The following is a 19,303-nucleotide window of genomic DNA, read 5'->3' as shown; positions in this document are numbered from 1 at the left end:
TCTTATGCCGCTCGTTACTATCGACGTGATCAAAGACGTGTTTACCCCCTCGCAGAAGAAGGAGCTCATTTCCAAGGTCACGGAAGCCATGATCGCCGTGGAGGGCGAGAACATGCGGCCCGTCACCTGGGTTCGCGTCAACGAATTCGAAGGCGGCGACTGGGCCATCGGCGGCAAGGCGCTGAAGGCCTCGGATGTCCACGCGCTAGCGGCAGGGAAGGCGGCGTAGGGAGCTGCCACCGGATCCGCGACTCGATGGCGGTTTAGTCATCGCGCGGATCCGGTGTTAGCGTATCCTTCGATTCATGTCGTCTGTTGAAGATAAAGATCCATCGCGCCTCGTTCTCGAGCCCATCGGAATCGTCCGCACCTCACTTGCCACCAAAGTCGAAGCTGCGCGGCAGCCGCGGGCCGCGCAGGGTGCACGTGCTCGCATCGAACTGTTTACGGGCCGCAATTTCGAACACGCTTTGGAAGATCTGTCGCGCTGGAAGTTGATCTGGGTGATCTTCTGGTTTCATCACAATTCCAGCTGGCGCCCCAAGGTGCTACCGCCCCGAAGTACTTCGGGGCGCAAAGGCGTGTTCGCTACTCGCTCGCCACACCGCCCCAATCCGATCGGCCTTTCAGTTGTCCGCTTGGAGCGAGTCGACGGTCTGAACATCCACGTCCTCGACGCCGACATGCTCGACGGCACGCCCGTTCTCGATCTCAAGCCCTACGTCGCGTACACGGACTCCCATCCCGATGCAGGCACCGGTTGGCTCTACGACGTCGAGATTCCGTCGAGCTCGACTCAGCCTGTGGACCCTGTGAGTGCCTACACTGTGACATTCATGCCTCTCGCAACGGAACAAGCGCAGTGGATCGAGGCGCGAACGAGCCTCGCAATCGAGGAGCGAATTCGCGCGACGCTGACGCTCGGCCCAGCGCCACATCCCTATCGACGCATCCGTCGGACCGACGAAGGCATGCAACTAGCGGTCAAAGAGTGGCGCGTTCGATTCAGCGTCGAAGGTCGTGAGATTCGCGTCATCGCGATTGCTTCCGGCTTCCGGGAATCGCAGCTCGCGGGTGCAGGTGGCGAGGATGTACTGGTCGCTCATCGTGAATTTCGCGAGCGATGGGGCGGGGCCGTTTCTGCAGAAACTCCGAATGTTAAATAGCGCATCCATTCATCGGCTAGCTGAGGTGGAGGAGCAGGCAATCGTGGCGGAACTCCGAGCCCGAAATCACTCGGGCCTGAGGCGGCGCGAGCGGCTCTCTTCCAGAATCGCCAAGGTCGCTTTCAACTTTGGCAATGCGTCCGTGACGACCTGCACGTCGTGCTTTGGGCCGAGCTTCGCGACGAGGGACTCATAGGCGCGGATCTGGTCGCTCAACACCGGTTCGAGCGGCAGGTCGTTTGCGGCGCTGAGGATTGCCGCGATGGCATACGCTTCGGAGATCAAGACTGCGCCGTGTTTGAGCGCCTCGCGACGTGTTTCGCGGTCGATGAGTTGTTCGGTGTTGAGAGCGGCGCATCGGCCTGCATCCATGGCCATCGATCTCATCATGGACCTGCGACGTCTCGAGGAAGCTTCGTCCTGGCGCTGCGAGGCTTCTTCTCGCCTCGCGATGAGGATTTCGAGATCCATGATCTCGACGGCTTGCGCGCGAGCGCAGGCGATCGCGTCGACGTTCGTCTTGCCGGTAATCGCATCGCCATGCCGTCGATACTGTGGGCCCGCCACGCCGACGGCCGCAATCGCGTCTCGCATGGCTGCCTCTGCCGCGAAGGAATCCTGCTCAATGCTGCGCGCGAGGAGAACGACTCGATTCGTTACTTCGATTAGTTGTTTGAGCTCCTCTGGCGTCTTGACGGAAAACGCCTCCGGCTGGGGAGTGCAGCCGCCGAAGAACGCCGTCGCGAGAATTGCGATAACGACTTTTCCCTTGAACTCCGTTCGCATCTGAATCCTCCGTGAGATACGCCTCGGCAAGAATACACCGAGGCGCAGCGCTGGGAGGAAGCGGCTGACGCGGAGGAACTGGCGCCTTACTTCGAGCGCACCCGCGAGTTGGGCTTCGGCAGTCAGGAAGAGTATGAGCGCGATCTGGACGATCCGAAGTGGCTCGAGAAAGAGACGGAGGCTTAGCGCCTCAGATCGTGGGCGTTTGAACCAACGGGCCGGATCGCGCGTCCAACGAGCTAAGCTCGCAACTGTGGCGCCGATCCATGAAAGCGAAAATCCCCGCGACGCTTGCAATGCTATTTTTCGGCAGCCTCGGGTCGCCGGCATGGGCGGCGGACGAACAGAAGTTCGTGTTCGAGACCTGGACCAAACAAAAAATCGAGGCGTTCGGGGGCTCATTCGAGGTGCCCGAGAATCGAAACGCCGAGGGGAGTCGCATGATCCCCATCAAGTACGTGCGACTTCGGGCGACGGGCAACGAGGCGGGACCGCCGATCGTCTATCTTGCCGGTGGACCCGGCGGCTCAGGCATCGCGGCGATCCAGTACCGACTTCGGATGTTCATGGCCATGAGAAAGCATGGCGATGTCATCGCGCTGGATCAGCGTGGAACCGGCGCTTCCAATGTCGTGCCTCGATGCCAGTCGAAGCAAGCCGTGCCGACCACGACGGTGACCTCCGACGAGGACTACGTCCGATATCATCGGCAGGCGTTGCAGGAATGCCTCGAATTCTGGCGGCAGAACGGCGTCGATCTCGCCGGTTACAACACAATAGAGAACGCGCACGATCTGGAAGCGCTGCGGGTCCATCTGGGTGCGGAGAAAATCGTTCTCTGGGGCACGTCCTACGGCAGTCACCTGGCGCTGGCCGCGCTGCGGGAGATCGAAGGCAGCATTGCGAAAGTCGTCATATCGAGCGCCGAAGGACTCGATCAAACGATCAAGCTGCCGTTGCGCTTCGATGCATATCTGACGCGACTGCAAGCGGCGGTCGGTCGCCAACCCGCAGCGAAGGCTGCCTATCCCGACATCAAAGCGCTCATGCGACGCGTGCACGCGCAGCTCGATCGCAAGCCGGTGCTCGTGAAACTGAAGAACAAAGACGGCGCGAAGGTCGACTATCTCCTACAGCGTAGAGACATGCAGTTACTTGCGGCCTCGCTGTGCGCCGATCCCCGCAGTGCCGCCATACTTCTCAACATCTATCGGCAGCTCGACCGCGGAAGCCTGGAGACGTTCGAACGTGTACCAGCGCGTTTGCTCCCCGATAACCTCGCCGACCCCGGCGGCGCCATTTCCTTCGACGGCATGCCTGTGGCGATGGATATCGCGTCGGGCATGACGAGGAAGCACCAGGCCGTCGTCGCCGAGCAGGCAACGAAGGCGATCGTAGGTCCGTATCTCGACCCAACGTTCCATTTCGATGGCATGGCGCCCGAGCTCGACCTGGGCGATGCTTTCCGTCGCGCTCCTGTGAGCAGTGTCCCCGTACTCGTTCTGAGCGGCACGCTCGACGGCAGGACATTCATCGAAAGCCAGCGAAAGGCGGTTTCCGGACTCGAGAACGCAAGCCTGATCACGGTTAGAAACGCCGGGCACAACCTTTTCGACGAATCGTCGAGCGAACTGCAGGAGGCGATCGATCGGTTCATGGAAGGTAAGCCCGGGTCGTCCACCGCGACGATTGCAATTGAGCTGCCGGACTTGGCGCCAATGTGATTCGGCTCGGAACATTGCGCGGCCCGCGTACTCAAAACCCGTGGCGTCAGGTCACAGGGAATGGATTTATGAAGACGGTTGCGTGCCGGTCGGGATTGGCGTGCGTTCTCTTTTCATTAGGGCTGTCGGCCGTCGCGGCAAATGAGGAGACACAACCTGCCGCCGCAGCCGATGCTCCGTTAACTATCGTGAAACATGGCGCAGTGGAGTTGACGCCCATGATTACCAACGGTCAGCCCGAGCAAGACGACAGCGCGACCCACCGGCTTCGATTCGTCACCGGAGAGGAGGCCGAGCAGCACGCGCGGAGTATGCAGGAACGCCTGGCCGATCCTGCCCGGCGGGTGGCGTTTCGAGCTGAGCAACGGGCGTTAGTTCAGCAACAGCATACCGACGCAGGGCGCGTGCTCGGCCTCGATGAGGCAACGGAGCGCGCGTTGATCGAGTTGCTCACCGATCAGCAGATGGAACGGCTCGAGCAGATGTACAGGAGCCCGCGTGCTCCGTTCGATACTCTGCGACTCGCGGCGGAGACGACTCGTCACATGGATGCGCTGAGTAAACTGCTGGGCGAGGAAGGGCTGGAGCGATTTCTGGACTACACGATGTCACTGGGCGAGCGTCGTCTGGTCGGCCTCTTCTCCGAGCGCCTTGGTCCGAGTAACGCATTGAGCTCGGATCAGGAGGATCGTCTGGTCGCGCTGCTGCAGGAGCGGACTCGTCAAACCGCCGAGTCTGTGCACAGATCGCGATGGACGCTGCAAAGCTGGGAGGGGCGCGAATTGCCTTCACGTGAGCAGATAGAACGCGACTCGCAGCTGAGTGCGCTCGCAGCGAATGAAGAGTCATGGCGCCGCAGGCAAGTCACGGATCGAGAGATCGAAGCGCGGGCCGCTACGTTTCTTACGCGCGCACAACTGACGGAGCTTTCGAAATATCACAAAGAGGAGCAGGCCAAGCTGCAGCGCTGGGTCGAGTCGGCGCGTGAGCAGGCGGGATTGGATCCGAAGATTCCGGAGCACCCGTCGGTGGTGGTGGAGCCGGAGCAACCTCGCATTGCGGCCGATGTTCAGATGCAGGTCGAGATTCGCCTCAAGGTCAACGGCGCCGAGCCGGTCGTCGTGACACAGACTGTGCGTAATGGGCAGTCGTTCGCTTTCCAAGCCGCGGACGGGCTCACCGCGGAGGCGACGCCGACGTTATATGAGGATCAATGGCTCAATCTGCCGATGACCTTTTACGAGCAAGGGGTCACCGGAAAGCGTCGTCTGTCGGGCGGATTTGCTATGCAGTCACGGCTGCGTGACGCGACCCCGAATGGAGGAGGCGGCACTGTCATCAACGGGCGCAAGGGGTATGCGATCGACGCGACGATCACTGCGACGACGCTGTAAGGAGCGAGATCCCTGCGCCACGCTCCAATGACCACGCAAGTCCGACTGCGGAGATGAGCACCGCCGCGACCGGCATGAATGCGCGCTCGTAGAAGGTATGGCGTTGTGCGTACCTGATCAGCGGCAGGGCGAGCAGAACAATGGCGCACTGACCCAACTCGACGCCGATGTTGAATGCAAACAGCGATAGGGCTAGCGAGCCGGGTGGCAGTTGCAGGTCGGCCAGCACGTTGGCGAAGCCGAAGCCGTGGATGAGGCCGAAGCTGAATGCGATCCAGGCCGCTGGTCGTGCGATCGCATAACGCAGCCGCATTCCGGCCACTACGATCGACAGGGCGATGGCGGTTTCGATCAGGCGCGGCGGCAGGGAGATGATTTTCAGCGCCGCCAAAGAAAGTGTGATGCTGTGGGCGACCGTGAACGCGGTGACGAGCATTAGCACGTCCTTGAGCATGGGCGCCCAGCCGCCGTTTTCATCACGTTGACGGGGTGCTCGCAAACCTGCAGGAAGCAGAAGCGCGAGCAGGAATAGGATGTGATCGTAGCCGATCCAGATGTGCCATACGCCTTCACGAGCCATGTCGATGAACTGTCGCCACGGACCCGCTTCGCCGGCCGACAAAGTCGCGCGATTGTTCTGCGGTGATAGAGCGAACGTCTGCGGTGCGCCTGTGGCGGCGACCGTAACCAGCCCGCGGTGAGTCGCGTCGATGTCGAACAACAGCGAATAGTCGAGCGTCCATGGAGCAGCGTTGCGCTCGCACGTCACGACCAGCGGCATCACGGTGTAGGCGCCGTCACTAAGATCGTCCACGAGCTGCGCTCCTGCGCGAATCTCGCATGGAGCTTCGTTTCCAGTGATGGCCAGCCTTGTGAGTGCGTAGTTTGCGATCTCAGCGTGTCGTGTGCGCACTTCGCCCCACGTGATCTTTCGATCAGCGTCGCGATCCAACCCGATCGCGGGCTCAAGGTCGCGTAGCGCAATTCGCCACTCGCCCGTGAATCCTTGATCGGTCGGCGTGAGTTGAAGGTAACTGTCGCTCGGCTTGTGCGCGTAGACCTGTGGAGCGAGCAGCATCAGGACCGTGAGCACGAAGATTCTCATGAGCGTCGCTCCTGGGCGATTCGGGTTAGCAGCCGAGCGAGGCGCACATCTTCTAGTCCATGCTGGCGAATGAAGGCTGCCACCGGTTCGGCGGCGGCTGGTCGACCCGCGGCGATTGCCGCGCGGAGGACGATGAGCGCGTCGGCGGGCTCGCGCTGCGTCTGCCAGTTGAAGAGCGCGGCATCCAGCGCGGCCGAGGCTTTGCCTTCGATGTCGAGGAGGAATCTGGCGTAGTCGCGTGATGGAGCGAAGTCGCCGCGACGCTGATGGGCGGCATATTGGTCACGAAGGCGTTGTGCCAATTGACCCGCATGGGCCGAGTTCGTCGCCTTGGCCGCAAGCGCCGTGCGGAGAAGTAAGTCCGCGTACTCAGAGTAGCGGTCGAAGAGCACAGCGACCTGACCGTACTCGCGCTGATCGAGAAGGAAATCAGCATAAGTGAGTAACGTGTAGGCATCCGCGTCAGCGGCGGCGAGCGCCCGCTCCAAGTGTTGACGCGCGGATTTGGCATCTCCCAGCCGAGTCGAAATATCAGCGAGCGTCAGCTCAATCTCCCTGCGCTGGCGCGGTTCCATTTCACCCGCACGATCACGCAGGGCCTGCAGTTTCCGATATGCGCTGCGCGCCTCACCACGATGGCTGCTGACGCGACTCATGCAATCGGCAGTCACCAATGGTTCTACGAGCAGAGCGAGACTTCGGCAGTCTGCTGCCGCCGCGCTGTAATTTCCTTGCACCTGGTGAATCGCAGCACGAGTCAAACGCACCTGCGCGTTACGCGGATCGAGCGTGAGCGCTCGATCCAGATCAGCGATCGCCGCCGCGAACGAATGATTGTGCTGATGAATCTCCGCCCGGATAAGAACCACCGTCAGCGGAGCATCCTTCGCGTTCCACCACCTCCCGAGCGCAGACTGCGCGTAACCCAGATAACGCGGATCTCCGCTGGACCGAGCCAACTCAACATCCGCTGCTGCTTGAGCTACGGCACTCTGAAGATCGCGCGGACCGCTCATCGAAGTGCGTGCACCCGCCGGAGCAGTCGCTAGCACCACCGCATCCGACGCCGGCCGATACGGCGCAGCCAGCGCCGGCACCGATGAGAGCGCGAGGCTTAGAAAGACCAGGGCGGCGCAGATGTGCCGCCCTGGTGTGACGATACTGTTATTGAAGCACGTCATCGAACGCAGTCTCGTTTTCGTCGAACTCGAACTGACGATCGTTCACGTCGATGGGCTCCGCCGTGTCCGAGGTCTGCGTGAGTTGCGCCTTTATGAATGCCGTAAACGCGGTGCCCGTAGGTCCGGGGGCCGGCGGCGGATTGTTTCCGCCGCCACCGTCGCTACCGCCGTAGCCGCCACCTCCGCCGCCGCAGCCTGCTGCGAGCAGCGCGACCAGCACCAGATACTTGCGATTGAAGTTCATGGTCGTGCTCCTTCGCTGTGTTACATCGCGCCCGGATTCGGCGCGCGCAGATACGGGAAGCGCTCATCGAAGTCGGCCGCGCTCACTGGCGTGCCATCGGTCAGCGGCGCAGTGTTGTTGGGCGCGACCGTCGCATCGGGAATCAGCGCGCCCATGGCAACGCGCAGCTCGATGTCGACGACGTCATCGCCGGGACGACGGCCGTTGGGGAAGCCCGACGTGTCGCCACCCAGCACACCCAACGTGTGCTGATTGCCGGCCGGTTTCGCTGCGATGCTGGTGTTCAACCTCATCATCTCCGCGGGCCGCACGTTTGCAGGCTGATTCAATCCCTCCACGCCGGTGAGGAAAGCCGCGACGAGATCGGTGCGCGGGAACAGGTTTGGCGCGACGGCGACGCCGCTGAACAGGATCTCGAGTAGTTCCGGCAGCGCCGGATTGGTGACATAGGCCGCGAACTGCGCGTCGTCGCGCGGCTGACTGGCGTTGAAGCGATCCTTGTCTTTGAGCCCAATGACGACTTCGTTGACCAGCGGCGCGCTCAGGCGCGACACCTGCGTCCAAGCGCCACCCGTGATCTGCGGTTTGCGGTTGTTGTCGAAGATCGGATTCGGGTTGAGGATGCGAGCCTGCCGCAAGCTCGCCGTGGTCCACGCACCGATGATCGGATCGTTGCTACCGGTGAGGCACCCAATCGGCACTTCGAGCGCGAGAGTCGTGATGTTCTGATTGCCGATCGGATTCGGAATCGCGTTCGGCGGACCGAGCGGATTCAGATTCACCAGGTCGAATACCGGGCCGAGATTCACCGCGAAACCTTCCTTGCGTTGACCGACGAAGGCGCGGCCGCTCCCGCAGCCCGGAATCACGACGTCATAGATGTGATCGCGGGCATAGGTTTCGTAGTCGGGCACGGATTTCGTGCCGATGTAGTCGGCCGGTTTGCGGAACCGCGTTTCGCCCGAATTCGACGTGATCGAACGCGAATTGCCGCTGCGGCGATTGCCACGGATGAAGTCGATCGTGTATGTCTGGCGCACGTTGACCGCGGCCGTATCGTTCTGCCCGGGGCCGATGCCGCCGATGTTCTTGAGCGGTACAGACACCATGCGATCGCCGGCCGGCACCTTGAGATCCGCCACGACGTCGGCGAAGTTGAAGCGGAAGGTCAGGTCCTCGCGGGCGTCGCCGTCGTTGTCGACGTGGATCTCGTAGATGGCGCCGTCGGCTTCCAGATCGAAGTAGTTCGGGCCGCCGTACGGATCCTGCAGCGGCAAGTAGTTGGCGATCAGTGTCACGAAGCCGTCGCGGCCGGCCTCATAGCTGCGGAACATGTAGAAGTCGGTGCCGTCCACTCGCGGCATGGCAGAGATGAATGGCGCTTCCCGGTGGCTGGAAGCCTGGGCCGGCAAGCCGGCGGTCAGGGCGGTTCCTGCCGCGATCGCGGCAAGCACGGCCCGGCGAATTGAATTGCGCATGTGAGGTATCCTCCTGGCGAGCTGAACATAAGTTCGGGGGCGATTCGCGAAGGGGTACGGATCGACGCGCAGCGACGGATGCACCCGGAAGATTTTTTATTGCTGGCTGCGTCCGATTGGCGCGCCGCCGCGTACTTAGGGCGTAAGTCTGGACGGCGGGCCGGGTCGCCGGGCCAGTGAAGTAAATGTGGAGTAGCTAGGGTCGATGGCAGAGCAGGAAGAACTCGCTCGACTGCTGCAGGCGACGGCGCGGGGCGATCGCCAGGCCTTCGCTCGTCTGTATGAATTGACGGCCCCGAAGTTGCTCGGCGCGGGCGTCCATATGCTGAAGCGCCGCGAATTGGCAGAGGATGTTTTGCAGGATCTGTTCGTAAAGGTCTGGCATCGCGCGTCCGACTACCAGGCGGAGCGCGGAGGCGTGCTCACATGGTTGTACGCAATCCAGCGCTATCTCGCGCTCGACAAGTTGCGTTCACAGCGGCCGACCCAGGAATTGGACGAGGAGGTGTCGAACACTCTGGCGTTCGAGGGGCCGGATCCATCCACGATGGCCATGAACAGTGACATGGCGGCGCGCGTGCATCGCTGCCTCGACACGTTGACTGACACGCAGCGGCGCAGTGTCACGCTGGCGTTCTTCGAGGGGCTCACTCACACGGAGCTGACACAGAGATTGCAGATGCCGCTCGGCACCGTGAAAAGCTGGATCCGGCGCGGTTTGCTCAGCCTGCAGAAGTGTCTCGAGCAATGAGATACAGCAACCCACAACTGGTGCAGCGGCTTGCGGCCGAATACGTGCTCGGCACGTTGACCGGCCGTGCGCGTCGCCGCTTCGAAAGGTGGATGACCGACTCGTATCACGTGCGATCCGCGGTATGGCATTGGGAGCGGCAGCTCAATCCGCTCGCTGAAGCTGCGGCCAGCGTGCAACCGCGTTCTCATGTCTGGGAACGAGTTCTCGAGCGGACAGGTGCGGCGGCTGCGGCTCGGGCGGAGCAGGAAACATCGCGCGTGCCGTGGTTTGAGCGGCTTGGCTTGTGGCGAGGCTTGAGTCTGGTTGCGACGGCTGCGGCTGTCGTGCTCGCAGTGTTGCTTGCACGCACGCCAACGGAAGTGGTCGCGCCACAAGCCCAACAATTTGTCTCAGTCGTAAATGGCGAGCAGTCGCAGCCGCTGTGGTTGGTGCGTGCCGATGTTCAGCAGGGACGGCTCACGATCAAATCGATCAATGCGACCGCGCCCGCGGCAACCAACTCATATGAGTTGTGGATTCTGCCGGCGGGGGGCGCGGCTCCACGTTCGCTCGGCTTGTTGCCCACAGGCACGGCGGCCGTCGATGCGGAACTGCCCGTCGAGTTGCGGCCGCTGTTAGCGAGCGCGCAAGGGCTCGCGGTCAGTCTGGAGCCGGCAGGGGGCTCACCGACAGGCGCGCCGACCGGGCCGGTCGTCTACCAGGCGGCGATCCTGTCGATCTGAGTGCGTTACGCCCGTTCGATTGCGAGCGCGACGCCCTGGCCGCCGCCAATGCAAAGCGTGGCGAGGCCACGCTTCACGTCGCGTCGGGCCATCTCATGAATGAGCGTCACGAGCACGCGGCAGCCCGAAGCGCCGATGGGATGGCCGAGCGCGATCGCGCCGCCATTGACATTGACCTTCTCGATATCGAGTTCCAACTTCTTCGCGACAGTGAGCGACTGCGCGGCGAACGCTTCATTCGCCTCGATCAGATCGACCGAGTCCAGCGTCCAGTTGGCTTTTTTCAAGCAGCGCTGCGTGGCGGTGATCGGCCCTTCGCCCATATAAGCCGGGTCGACGCCCGCGCTCGCGTAAGCAACGACCTTCGCAAGCACCGGCATGCCGAGCTGCGCGGCTCGCTCGGCTGACATCATGATTACGGCAGCTGCGCCATCGTTCAATGTCGATGCATTTCCCGCGGTCACCGTGCCTTCCTTGTCGAAAGCAGGGCGCAGCTTGGCAAGCGAGGCCAGATCGGTGCCCGCGCGGGGTTGTTCATCGACCGCGAACTCGATCTTCTTACCCTTGCCGTGAGGGACCCAGACCGGCGTGATCTCCTGTATGAATCGGCCGGCGGCAATCGCGGCGCTCGCGCGCGTCTGTGACAGCACCGCATATTCGTCCTGCTGTTCGCGGGTGATGCCGTGGCGCTTCGCCAGGTTCTCGGCGGTGATGCCCATGTGATATTGATTGAAGGCGTCCCACAGACCGTCGACGATCATGGTGTCGATGACCTGGCCGTGGCCCATGCGCAGGCCCGTGCGCAACCCGGGCACGACGTACGGCGCCAGGCTCATGCTCTCCATGCCGCCCGCCACGACGACATCGGCGTCGCCCAGCAGAATCGATTGCGCCGCCAGGTGCGTCGCCTTCAAGCCGGAGCCGCACACTTTGTTGATCGTCATCGCGGGCGTCGTGACCGGCAAACCTGCGTCGATCGCCGCTTGCCGCGCAGTGTTTTGACCCGCGCCGGCGGTGAGCACGTGACCCATGATGACTTCATCGACGGCGTCCGCGGCCAGCCCCGTCTTCAACAGCAGCCACCGAATGACGGACGAACCCAACTCGACGGCGGGAGTTTTGCCCAGCGAGCCCTGAAATGCCCCGATGGCAGTGCGGGTGGCGGCGACGATAACGACTTCACGCATAACAGACTCGAATCAAAACTTCATTTCCGGCACCGACGCCGGCACTACCAGACGACCCGCGGTCTTGGCTTTGATTTCATCCACGCTGACGCCCGGTGCGCGCTCCTTCAGGTGGAATGCGCCATCGGCGATCTCCAGGTAGGCGAGGTCGGTCAGCACTCGCTTGATGCAACCACTGCCGGTGAGCGGCAGGGTGCAACGATTAAGCAGCTTCGACTCGCCGTCCTTCGATGCGTGCATCATCGTCACGATGATGTTGCTCGCGCCGGCGACGAGGTCCATGGCGCCGCCCATGCCTTTCACGAGCTTGCCCGGGACCATCCACGAAGCGATGTTGCCTTCGACATCCACTTCGAATGCGCCGAGCACGGTGAGATCGACGTGACCGCCGCGAATCATCGCGAACGACTCGACCGACGAGAAGATCGAGGCGCCGACGCGCGCCGTCACCGTCTGCTTGCCGGCGTTGATCATGTCGGCGTCGACTTCGCTCTCGGTGGGGAAGGGGCCCATGCCCAGCAAGCCGTTTTCGGATTGCAACATCACTTCCATGCCGGCCGGCACGTAGTTGGCGACCAGCGTGGGAATGCCGATGCCGAGGTTCACATAGAAGCCGTCGCGCAGCTCGCGAGCCACGCGTTCTGCCATTTGTTCTCTAGTCAGTGCCATGGGTCACCTCAGCCGGCGCGCGTAGTGCGCTTCTCGATGCGTTTTTCGAAGCGGCCCTGGATGAGCCGGTCCACATAGATGCCCGGCGTATGGATCTGGCTGGGCTCGAGCGTGCCGGGCTCGACGATCTCTTCGACTTCCACCACGGTGATGCGGCCGGCGGTCGCGGCGGCGGGATTGAAGTTCTGGGCCGTATGGCGATAGATCACGTTGCCGTACCAGTCCGCTTTCCAGCCTTTGACGATGGCGAAATCGGCGGTGATGGACGTTTCCAGGATGTAGTTGCGGCCGTTGAACTCGCGCACTTCCTTGTTCTCGCCGACCGGCGTGCCGTAGCCGGTCGCGGTGAAGAAGGCGGGGATGCCGGCGCCGCCGGCGCGGATTTTCTCGGCCAGCGTGCCTTGCGGGGTGAGCTCGACTTCCAGCTCGCCGGAGAGCAGCTGGCGCTCGAATTCGGCGTTTTCCCCCACGTAGGACGCGATCATTTTCTTGATCTGGCGGTCCTTGAGCAGGATCCCTAAGCCGAAGTCGTCGACGCCGCAGTTGTTGGAGACCACCGTGAGTCCCTTGACCCCCATGCGCCGGATCTGGGCGATGAGGTTTTCGGGGATGCCGCACAGGCCGAAGCCGCCGGCGATCACCGTCATGTTGTCCTGGAGGCCGGCCAGCGCCGCCTCGTAACTGTCGACCCGTTTATCGAAGCCTGCCACCGCTGTGTTCTCCGCTGTCTGACTGGGCTGTCCGGACCGGTGCAGCTTGGCGCGGAGCATTTCAGTTGTTAAGTTTGAAAAACCTGAGGATTGTTTTGCTGGGTAAATGAATCCATGACGCCCCGACAACTGCATGCCTTCGTGGCCGTGGCTCAGACGCTGAGCTTCGCCCGCGCCTGTGAACGGCTGCACATGTCGCAGCCGGCGCTCAGCCTCGCGATCCGCAGTCTGGAGGACTCGCTGGGGGGGCGCTTGTTGTCCCGAACAACCCGTCAGGTCCAACTGACACCGGAAGGCGCCGCGCTGCTGCCCCAGGCGCTGCAACTGTTGGCCGACTGGGACAACGTCCGCGAACGCTCGCGCCAGCAGTTCACTCTGCGGCGAGGGCACGTGACGATAGCGGCCATGCCGTCCTTCGCGGGTAACGTGCTGCCAAAGATCCTGCAGGAGTTTCGGGGGCGCTTTCCGAACATCGAAATCAGCGTGCACGACGTGATCCACGAAGATGTCGTGCGGATGGTGGCGACGGGCCGGGTCGAGTTGGGATTCGGTTTCGAGCCCGACGGCGCGAATCAACTGCGCTTCGAGCCGCTCTTCACCGACCGCTTCGTGGCGATTGTCCCGCCGCAATCGCCGCTCGCCGAGGCGCGCTCGATCACCTGGGCGCAGTTGTTGGACAACAACTTCATCGCTTTGCAAAGGCCGTCGACGGTCAGAAGTCTGTTGGAGGCGTCATTGGCCGAGAGGAACATGGAGTTGCGGGTCGGAGTCGAATGTCATCAGCTCGTCACGATCGGGCAGTTCGTCGCGTCGTCGCTGGGCGTGAGCGCGGTTCCTCATCTGTGCGAGAAGCAAATGATTGCGTTGGGTGCGCGCAGCGTGCCGTTGTCGCGGCCTTCAATCCGAAAGGCGGTCGGATTGATAACGCGTACTGATCAGCAGCTGTCCACTGCGGCGGAAGCCATCCGTCAGGCGATGGTTGCGGCGACGTGATGTCTTCAGGAGAGCGCACGATGCGGATCGCGATTGTTGGCGCGGGAGCGATTGGCGCCTGGCTCGGCGTTCGTCTCGCTGACGCGGGCTTCGAGGTGAGCGTGCTGGCGCGCGGGCAAACGCTCGCGGCTATCAAGCAGCACGGATTGCGCCTTGTGGTCGATGGCAAGACTCGCATCGCGAACGTCAAGGCCAGTGATCGCGCGGCTGAACTGGGTGTTCACGATCTCGTCATCCTGGCCGTCAAAGGTCATGCGTTATCGAGTGTCGCTCCGGCAGTGTCAGCACTGCTGGACACGGACGGCGTTGTGCTCACAGCGATGAATGGCATTCCCTGGTGGTTCTTTCATGGCCTCAAGGGTGAGTTGGAGAACGCAACCCTTCAGAGTGTCGATGAGGAGGGCGTCATCAGCCGCTCGTGTCCACCGTCGCGGGTCTTGGGCTGTGTCGTGCATGCCGCATGCTCCGTGGCCGAGCCAGGATGTTCGATTCACAAGAGCGGCAACGGGCTGATTGTCGGTGAGCCGGATGGAAGCGCGTCGAGCAGGCTCGATGCCGTAGTCGCAGCGTTACGGAACGCACACTTCGACGTCACGGTCAGCCCGCGCATTCAGCAGGACATCTGGTACAAGTTATGGGGCAACATGACCATGAATCCCATCTCCGCGCTCACGGGCGCGACCAGTGACAAGATCCTGGATGATCCACTCGTGAAGTCATTCATGCTGCGCGTGATGGCTGAAGCCGCCGACATCGGCGCGCGGTTCGGTTGTCCCATCGCCGAAAGCCCCGAAGATCGCACCAGGGTCACGCGCAAACTGGGCGCGTTCAAAACATCCATGCTGCAGGATGTTGAAGCGGGGCGAGCACTCGAGATCGACGCACTGGTCGCCGCACCGCGCGAGATCGCACTCAGGCTTGGCGTGGCCACGCCAAACATGGACGCGTTGCATGGGCTCGTGCGACTGCTTGCGACGATGAAGAACCTCAAGTGACTGTCACAACCTTCCGTGATGTGCGCGCAGGGAATGAATCAAGAATGCGGAGCAGCAGTCCCCGGTTGGGTGATGCGCTCGGCAATCTCGTGGGCGACCAGCATCGATTTCAGGAGCTCGATGAGGGTCGTTTCGTCGAACGGCTTGGGCAGGATGGTCAGCTCGAGATCGGAGGCGAACTGGCGAGTTTCCGGTGTTTCCAGGCCGGTCGTGAGGATGACGGGCAACAGAGGTTGCCGCTGGCGCAGGTGGCGGACCACCGCCGCGCCGCTCTGGTCGGGTAAGCCGATGTCGACCAGCGCGGCAGCCCATTGGACGCCGGCCCTGTCTTCGAGCACCGTGCTGCCGCTATGCGCGCAGTCCACCTCGAAGCCTGCTTCGATCAGCGCTTCCCGTATCGAGAGCGCGACGAGCAATTCGTCTTCCACGAGCAGGATGCGCGCAGTCATGGCACTTCAACGGCAAACGCGATCGGGCCAGGTTTTCGTTGGATTTGCTGAGTGTCCTAGATGTATCGAATCGGGAGTGCCGAAAGATCAGGGATTGTGCGTAGAACTTTCACGGTAGAGCGGGCGGATCCACCTAGGTTAACGCCTGCTGCGGCTCACAACGTGTTCAAGCAGGTGGCGAAGTCCTGGTGCGCCCACGCCAGATCGTTTGTGTCCAGCGGGATCGTGAATGCCGCTCCGGCGGCGGGCTGCACTTCCAAGGTGAGCTTGGTCCCGGAAGCGAGCTGCTTCAACACCGTCTCGGCATGCGCGCCGACCAGCTGGAATCCGGCGATGCGGCCGCCAGGCTTGAGCTCGACGTCGTCGATACCGGCGCCGCGAACGCGTACCGAGCGGGTATTGACCTGCGTGCTGAACGTTTCGAAGAACACCAGCTGGTCGGTGGCATAGGGATACTCGGGCGATTTCACGCGGCGGAATTGCACCACCGAATTGCGATTCGCCCCGGGCAACTGCGCCATCTCGATGCGCTTGCTGAGCAGGCAGCGGCCCGCTTCACCGTAGGACATCCAGTAGGTCTGCGACAGCAGCTCGTCCATGTCGATGCGGGTGAGATGGAGCGAGGAAACGTCGTTCCAACACTGCTGTGGCTTGATCTTCGCGGCTGGCAGTTGTTTGAACTGCGCTCGAACTTCGCCTGGGCGAACGTCGCCGACGGGCTTCGCCCCAGTGGGCGCCGTCACCTCAACGGTGCGTGCATCCAGCCATCGCAGGTCGATGTTCTTGACGTGTCCCTGATAGCGAGCGATGGGATAGCTGTGGCCTCGGCCATCGCCAGAGCATCTTGCTCTGATCGAAGTCTCGTCCTCCGCGGGCCGTTTGGGATAGCCCTCGAGCACTTGCTCGACGTAGCATGCGTTGTCGGAGGTCACGACCGGGGCGGTCGTGCAGGTCTTGGTAACGATGACGCCTTCGATCCCTTCGATCTCGGTTACGCAATCGTCGAACGCCATCTTCAAGCGCATCATGGCTTTTTGCATGATCGGCTCGCTCAGGGTGATGCGATCCTGCAGGAGCTTGCGTCCGACGGGCCGTTTGCCGAACTTGCCGAGCGCCACTTTTTCCTCCGTGGAGAGGTGGTCCGGATCGGGCGGCAAATTCTGTGCGAGCTCCTGGTAGCCCCGCTCCAGAAACTTGCGGCCCACCGGGCTGCGATAGAACTGAATGGCTTCGGCCACCTCGGCGTCGCTGAGCCGTGGGGAGATGCCCGAGGCGATCAAGCCGGTGAGCATGGGATATTTGAGCTGCGCCACGCAGGAGGCGTGCTGAGGCCCGTTTCCCGCCTTGATTTCCTGGGCGAACTTCGCCTGCAGGCCCGCCATGATCATTTCGTCTTCGCGCATCGAGCGCACCAGGCGAATGGTCTCCGAGTAGGAAGCCTCGGCCACCGCACCCGAGCTTGCCAACAGGCCCAGGGTTGCGATTGCCAGCATCGACATCGATTTGGAAACAGCCATGTTCTTTGGAGTTGGATCCGCGGGGCCGCGAGTATATCCAATCATGAAACCTTCATACGTCTTTCATCAATGTGACAATACGCTCGCCCCAAGCTCCCCGGATCGGTGCATTCAAACGGGAAGCAAAGAATGAAAAAGGGCATGGCGCAGGCGATGGCAGTGAACGCGGCAGTACTCACGGCCTTGGGTCTCGGCTTCTCACTCTCGGCATCGGCACAAACGACTTGCTCGCCGACCCACACGATCGGCGCGATTCAAGGTAACGGCGCGACCCAGCTTGCCGGCGGCGCTCACGACGACGTGAGTCCGCTCAATGGCCAGTCCGTCGTCATCGAGGGCGTGGTCGTTGGCGATTTTCAATCGATTCCGCAGGCGACCCGCTCTGGCGAGCTGCGCGGTTTCTTTGTAGAGGAAGAGGCGGGCGATCAGGATGCCGATCCGAGCACCTCCGAAGGTCTCTTCATCTTCACCGGCAACGCTCCGGTGCTGGACGTGCAGGAAGGGCAGAAGGTCTGCATCTCGGGCCGCGTCAGCGAATTTTTCGGCATGACTCAATTGACCGCCACGACCGCCGGCAGCCTGACGCTGGTGGCCGCGGAGGCTCCGCTGCCGCCGGCCGCGACGATCGATCTGCCCATCGTGGGCGATATCGACGACTCTTATGAGAAGTACGAAGGCATGCGGGTGCAGTTCAAGGATCCGCTGTCCGTGTCGGAGTACTTCGAAGTGGCGCGTTACGGCCAGATCGTTCTCACGCAAGGCGGGCGGCCGTTTCAATACACTCATCTCGATTCGACGCCCACGGCGGCGGAGTATGCGGGTTTTCAAGACGCTCTGAAGCGGCGTCGGATCATTCTCGATGACGCCGACAACGTGCAGAACGCCCCGCTGCCGAGCGGCGCTTTCTTTCATCCGCAGCCGGGCGGTCTCTCGACCGGTGTCCAAGGCGTGAATTACTTCCGCGGCGGCGACGTTGTCGAGAATCTGACGGGCGTGTTGCACTGGTCGTTCGCGGGACAGTCGGGCACCGACGCGTGGCGCGTGCGGCCGACGCAAGCGTCGCCCGTGAAGTTCACGGTCAAGAATGAGCGCCCCACGAAGGCTCCAACCTCACGTGGAGACATTCGTGTCGCCACGTTCAACGTGCTCAATTATTTTTCGACGATCGACACCACATCGAGCAGCACCACCGGCCCCTGCGGCCCGACGGGTACGCTCGATTGCCGCGGGGCCGATAGCGATGCCGAGTTCGACCGTCAGAATGAGAAGTTGATCGCGGCGCTCACCAAGATCGACGCCGACGTCCTCGGACTCGTGGAAATCGAGAACAACACGACCGCTCTTGCGGAGCTCGTGACTCGACTGAACAACTCGCTCGGTAGCGAGACGTATCGATACATCGACGTAGGCGTGGTCGGGACCGATGCGATTACGGTCGCCATCATCTACAAGCCAGCGGTAGTGCAGCCCAAGGGCGCGGCCGCGATTCTGGCCGAAGCCGCGTTCACCGATCCAAACAACACCGGTCTGCAACGCAATCGACCGGCCATCGCGCAGACGTTCGAGACAACGAGCGGCCGCGAGCGCGAAGCGTTCACCATCGTCGTGAACCATCTGAAGTCGAAGGGTGCGGACGGAGCGGTGGGCGCGGACGCCGATCAGCTCGATGGCCAGTCAGCGTGGAACGCGACGCGCACGACGGCGGCCGAGTATATGGTCAACACCTGGATTCCATCCGATCCCACCGGTCAGGGCGATTCGGATGTGCTCATCCTCGGCGATTTGAACGCGTATCGAGGCGAAGCGCCCATCACGGCCATTCGCAAGGCGGGCTATGTCGACCTGCATCAGCTGTTCGAGGGACCGAAGGCGTATTCATATGTCTTCGATGGCCAGCTCGGCTACCTTGACCATGCGCTGGGAAATTCCTCGATGGCGTCGCAGGTCGCCTGTCTGGCCTCATGGCCCATCAACGCCGACGAAGTTCCGGTGTTCGATTACAACGATACCGTTCGCACCACCGGTGAGTCGTCGTTCGAAGCCGAACCCACCGGCAATAATCTGTACGAGCCCAATGCCGCGCGCACCTCGGATCATGACCCCATCGTCATCGACGTCAATCTGTGCCCCAAGCGCGGCACCCGCGCCGCTGCCTGTCGGTTGCGGACGGCAATCAAGCAGCTCGAATGCCTGGTCTCGGCCGCGACGACGACTTGGAAGTAACGGAAG

The 19,303-nt window shown here is 62.3% G+C and carries 19 protein-coding genes; 9 read left to right on the top strand and 10 right to left on the bottom strand.

Annotated elements, in window-relative coordinates; translation table 11 throughout:
- Window positions 1–4: 4 nt before the first annotated feature.
- Both VGD45_RS00300 and tsaA read left to right on the top strand, forming a co-directional pair.
- Window positions 5–229 (top strand): tautomerase family protein, encoded by a 225-nt coding sequence (locus VGD45_RS00300; RefSeq protein ID WP_331153257.1) that lies wholly within the window; start codon window positions 5–7, stop codon window positions 227–229.
- Window positions 230–305: 76 nt separating this feature from the next.
- Window positions 306–1,166: a tRNA (N6-threonylcarbamoyladenosine(37)-N6)-methyltransferase TrmO gene (tsaA, locus tag VGD45_RS00295; RefSeq protein WP_331153256.1), complete on the top strand. Its 861-nt coding sequence runs from the start codon at window positions 306–308 to the stop codon at window positions 1,164–1,166.
- A 66-nt stretch (window positions 1,167–1,232) separates the two neighbouring features.
- Here the strand turns inward: tsaA and VGD45_RS00290 are convergent, their stop codons facing one another.
- Window positions 1,233–1,952, bottom strand: coding sequence for a hypothetical protein (locus tag VGD45_RS00290; RefSeq protein WP_331153255.1), 720 nt, complete (start codon window positions 1,950–1,952; stop codon window positions 1,233–1,235).
- 266 nt (window positions 1,953–2,218) lie between these two features.
- Between VGD45_RS00290 and VGD45_RS00285 the strand changes: the two genes are divergently transcribed.
- On the top strand, window positions 2,219–3,676 hold the full coding sequence (locus VGD45_RS00285; RefSeq protein WP_331153254.1) for an alpha/beta hydrolase: 1,458 nt from the start codon (window positions 2,219–2,221) through the stop codon (window positions 3,674–3,676).
- A 218-nt stretch (window positions 3,677–3,894) separates the two neighbouring features.
- Window positions 3,895–5,070 carry a hypothetical protein gene (locus tag VGD45_RS00280; RefSeq protein ID WP_331153253.1) on the top strand — a complete coding sequence of 392 codons (1,176 nt, stop codon included), beginning with the start codon at window positions 3,895–3,897 and terminating at the stop codon, window positions 5,068–5,070.
- On the opposite strand, the gene VGD45_RS00275 is transcribed toward VGD45_RS00280, so the two are convergent.
- The 4 genes from VGD45_RS00275 to VGD45_RS00260 all read right to left on the bottom strand — a co-directional run bounded on the left by VGD45_RS00275 (window position 5,051) and on the right by VGD45_RS00260 (window position 9,078).
- Window positions 5,051–6,175, bottom strand: coding sequence for a HupE/UreJ family protein (locus VGD45_RS00275; RefSeq protein WP_331153252.1), 1,125 nt, complete (start codon window positions 6,173–6,175; stop codon window positions 5,051–5,053). The two genes, VGD45_RS00280 and VGD45_RS00275, sit on opposite strands and share 20 nt — an antisense overlap.
- Window positions 6,172–6,831: a hypothetical protein gene (locus VGD45_RS00270; protein ID WP_331153251.1), complete on the bottom strand. Its 660-nt coding sequence runs from the start codon at window positions 6,829–6,831 to the stop codon at window positions 6,172–6,174. The genes VGD45_RS00275 and VGD45_RS00270 overlap by 4 nt, the downstream gene beginning before the upstream one ends.
- Before the next feature lie 508 nt (window positions 6,832–7,339).
- Window positions 7,340–7,600, bottom strand: coding sequence for a hypothetical protein (locus VGD45_RS00265; protein ID WP_331153250.1), 261 nt, complete (start codon window positions 7,598–7,600; stop codon window positions 7,340–7,342).
- Between the two features lie 20 nt (window positions 7,601–7,620).
- The gene (locus VGD45_RS00260) at window positions 7,621–9,078 is read right to left on the bottom strand and encodes a DUF4331 domain-containing protein (RefSeq protein WP_331153249.1); all 1,458 of its coding nucleotides are present in this window, start codon (window positions 9,076–9,078) and stop codon (window positions 7,621–7,623) included.
- Window positions 9,079–9,283: 205 nt separating this feature from the next.
- Between VGD45_RS00260 and VGD45_RS00255 the strand changes: the two genes are divergently transcribed.
- Both VGD45_RS00255 and VGD45_RS00250 read left to right on the top strand, forming a co-directional pair.
- Window positions 9,284–9,829, top strand: a complete 546-nt coding sequence (locus VGD45_RS00255; protein WP_331153248.1) for a sigma-70 family RNA polymerase sigma factor — start codon at window positions 9,284–9,286, stop codon at window positions 9,827–9,829.
- Window positions 9,826–10,554 (top strand): anti-sigma factor, encoded by a 729-nt coding sequence (locus tag VGD45_RS00250; RefSeq protein ID WP_331153247.1) that lies wholly within the window; start codon window positions 9,826–9,828, stop codon window positions 10,552–10,554. Before VGD45_RS00255 ends, VGD45_RS00250 begins: the two co-directional genes overlap by 4 nt.
- 5 nt (window positions 10,555–10,559) lie before the next feature.
- On the opposite strand, the gene VGD45_RS00245 is transcribed toward VGD45_RS00250, so the two are convergent.
- Genes VGD45_RS00245 through VGD45_RS00235 form a run of 3 tightly spaced genes read right to left on the bottom strand, consistent with a single transcriptional unit; the run spans window position 10,560 to window position 13,120 of the window.
- On the bottom strand, window positions 10,560–11,741 hold the full coding sequence (locus VGD45_RS00245; protein WP_331153246.1) for an acetyl-CoA C-acetyltransferase: 1,182 nt from the start codon (window positions 11,739–11,741) through the stop codon (window positions 10,560–10,562).
- 12 nt (window positions 11,742–11,753) lie between these two features.
- Window positions 11,754–12,410 carry a CoA transferase subunit B gene (locus tag VGD45_RS00240; protein ID WP_331153245.1) on the bottom strand — a complete coding sequence of 219 codons (657 nt, stop codon included), beginning with the start codon at window positions 12,408–12,410 and terminating at the stop codon, window positions 11,754–11,756.
- 8 nt (window positions 12,411–12,418) lie between these two features.
- On the bottom strand, window positions 12,419–13,120 hold the full coding sequence (locus VGD45_RS00235) for a CoA transferase subunit A (protein WP_331153244.1): 702 nt from the start codon (window positions 13,118–13,120) through the stop codon (window positions 12,419–12,421).
- A 114-nt stretch (window positions 13,121–13,234) separates the two neighbouring features.
- Here VGD45_RS00235 and VGD45_RS00230 point away from each other — a divergent pair, with 114 nt between their 5' ends.
- Both VGD45_RS00230 and VGD45_RS00225 read left to right on the top strand, forming a co-directional pair.
- Window positions 13,235–14,113 carry a LysR family transcriptional regulator gene (locus VGD45_RS00230; RefSeq protein WP_331153243.1) on the top strand — a complete coding sequence of 293 codons (879 nt, stop codon included), beginning with the start codon at window positions 13,235–13,237 and terminating at the stop codon, window positions 14,111–14,113.
- 20 nt (window positions 14,114–14,133) lie between these two features.
- Complete coding sequence (locus VGD45_RS00225; protein WP_331153242.1) at window positions 14,134–15,108, top strand: 2-dehydropantoate 2-reductase; 975 nt, start codon at window positions 14,134–14,136, stop codon at window positions 15,106–15,108.
- A 38-nt stretch (window positions 15,109–15,146) separates the two neighbouring features.
- Here VGD45_RS00225 and VGD45_RS00220 read toward each other — a convergent pair whose 3' ends face one another.
- On the bottom strand, window positions 15,147–15,536 hold the full coding sequence (locus VGD45_RS00220; protein ID WP_331153241.1) for a response regulator transcription factor: 390 nt from the start codon (window positions 15,534–15,536) through the stop codon (window positions 15,147–15,149).
- Window positions 15,537–15,712: 176 nt separating this feature from the next.
- Window positions 15,713–17,074 (bottom strand): DUF2059 domain-containing protein, encoded by a 1,362-nt coding sequence (locus VGD45_RS00215; protein ID WP_331153240.1) that lies wholly within the window; start codon window positions 17,072–17,074, stop codon window positions 15,713–15,715.
- A gap of 129 nt (window positions 17,075–17,203) precedes the next feature.
- Between VGD45_RS00215 and VGD45_RS00210 the strand changes: the two genes are divergently transcribed.
- Window positions 17,204–19,297 (top strand): ExeM/NucH family extracellular endonuclease, encoded by a 2,094-nt coding sequence (locus VGD45_RS00210; protein ID WP_331153239.1) that lies wholly within the window; start codon window positions 17,204–17,206, stop codon window positions 19,295–19,297.
- Window positions 19,298–19,303: the final 6 nt, after the last annotated feature.

The organism is Steroidobacter sp., assembly GCF_036402275.1.
Lineage (GTDB): Bacteria > Pseudomonadota > Gammaproteobacteria > Steroidobacterales > Steroidobacteraceae > Steroidobacter.
The sequence above is the reverse complement of the archived record's forward strand: the minus strand, read 5'-3'. Positions and strand labels throughout refer to the sequence as shown.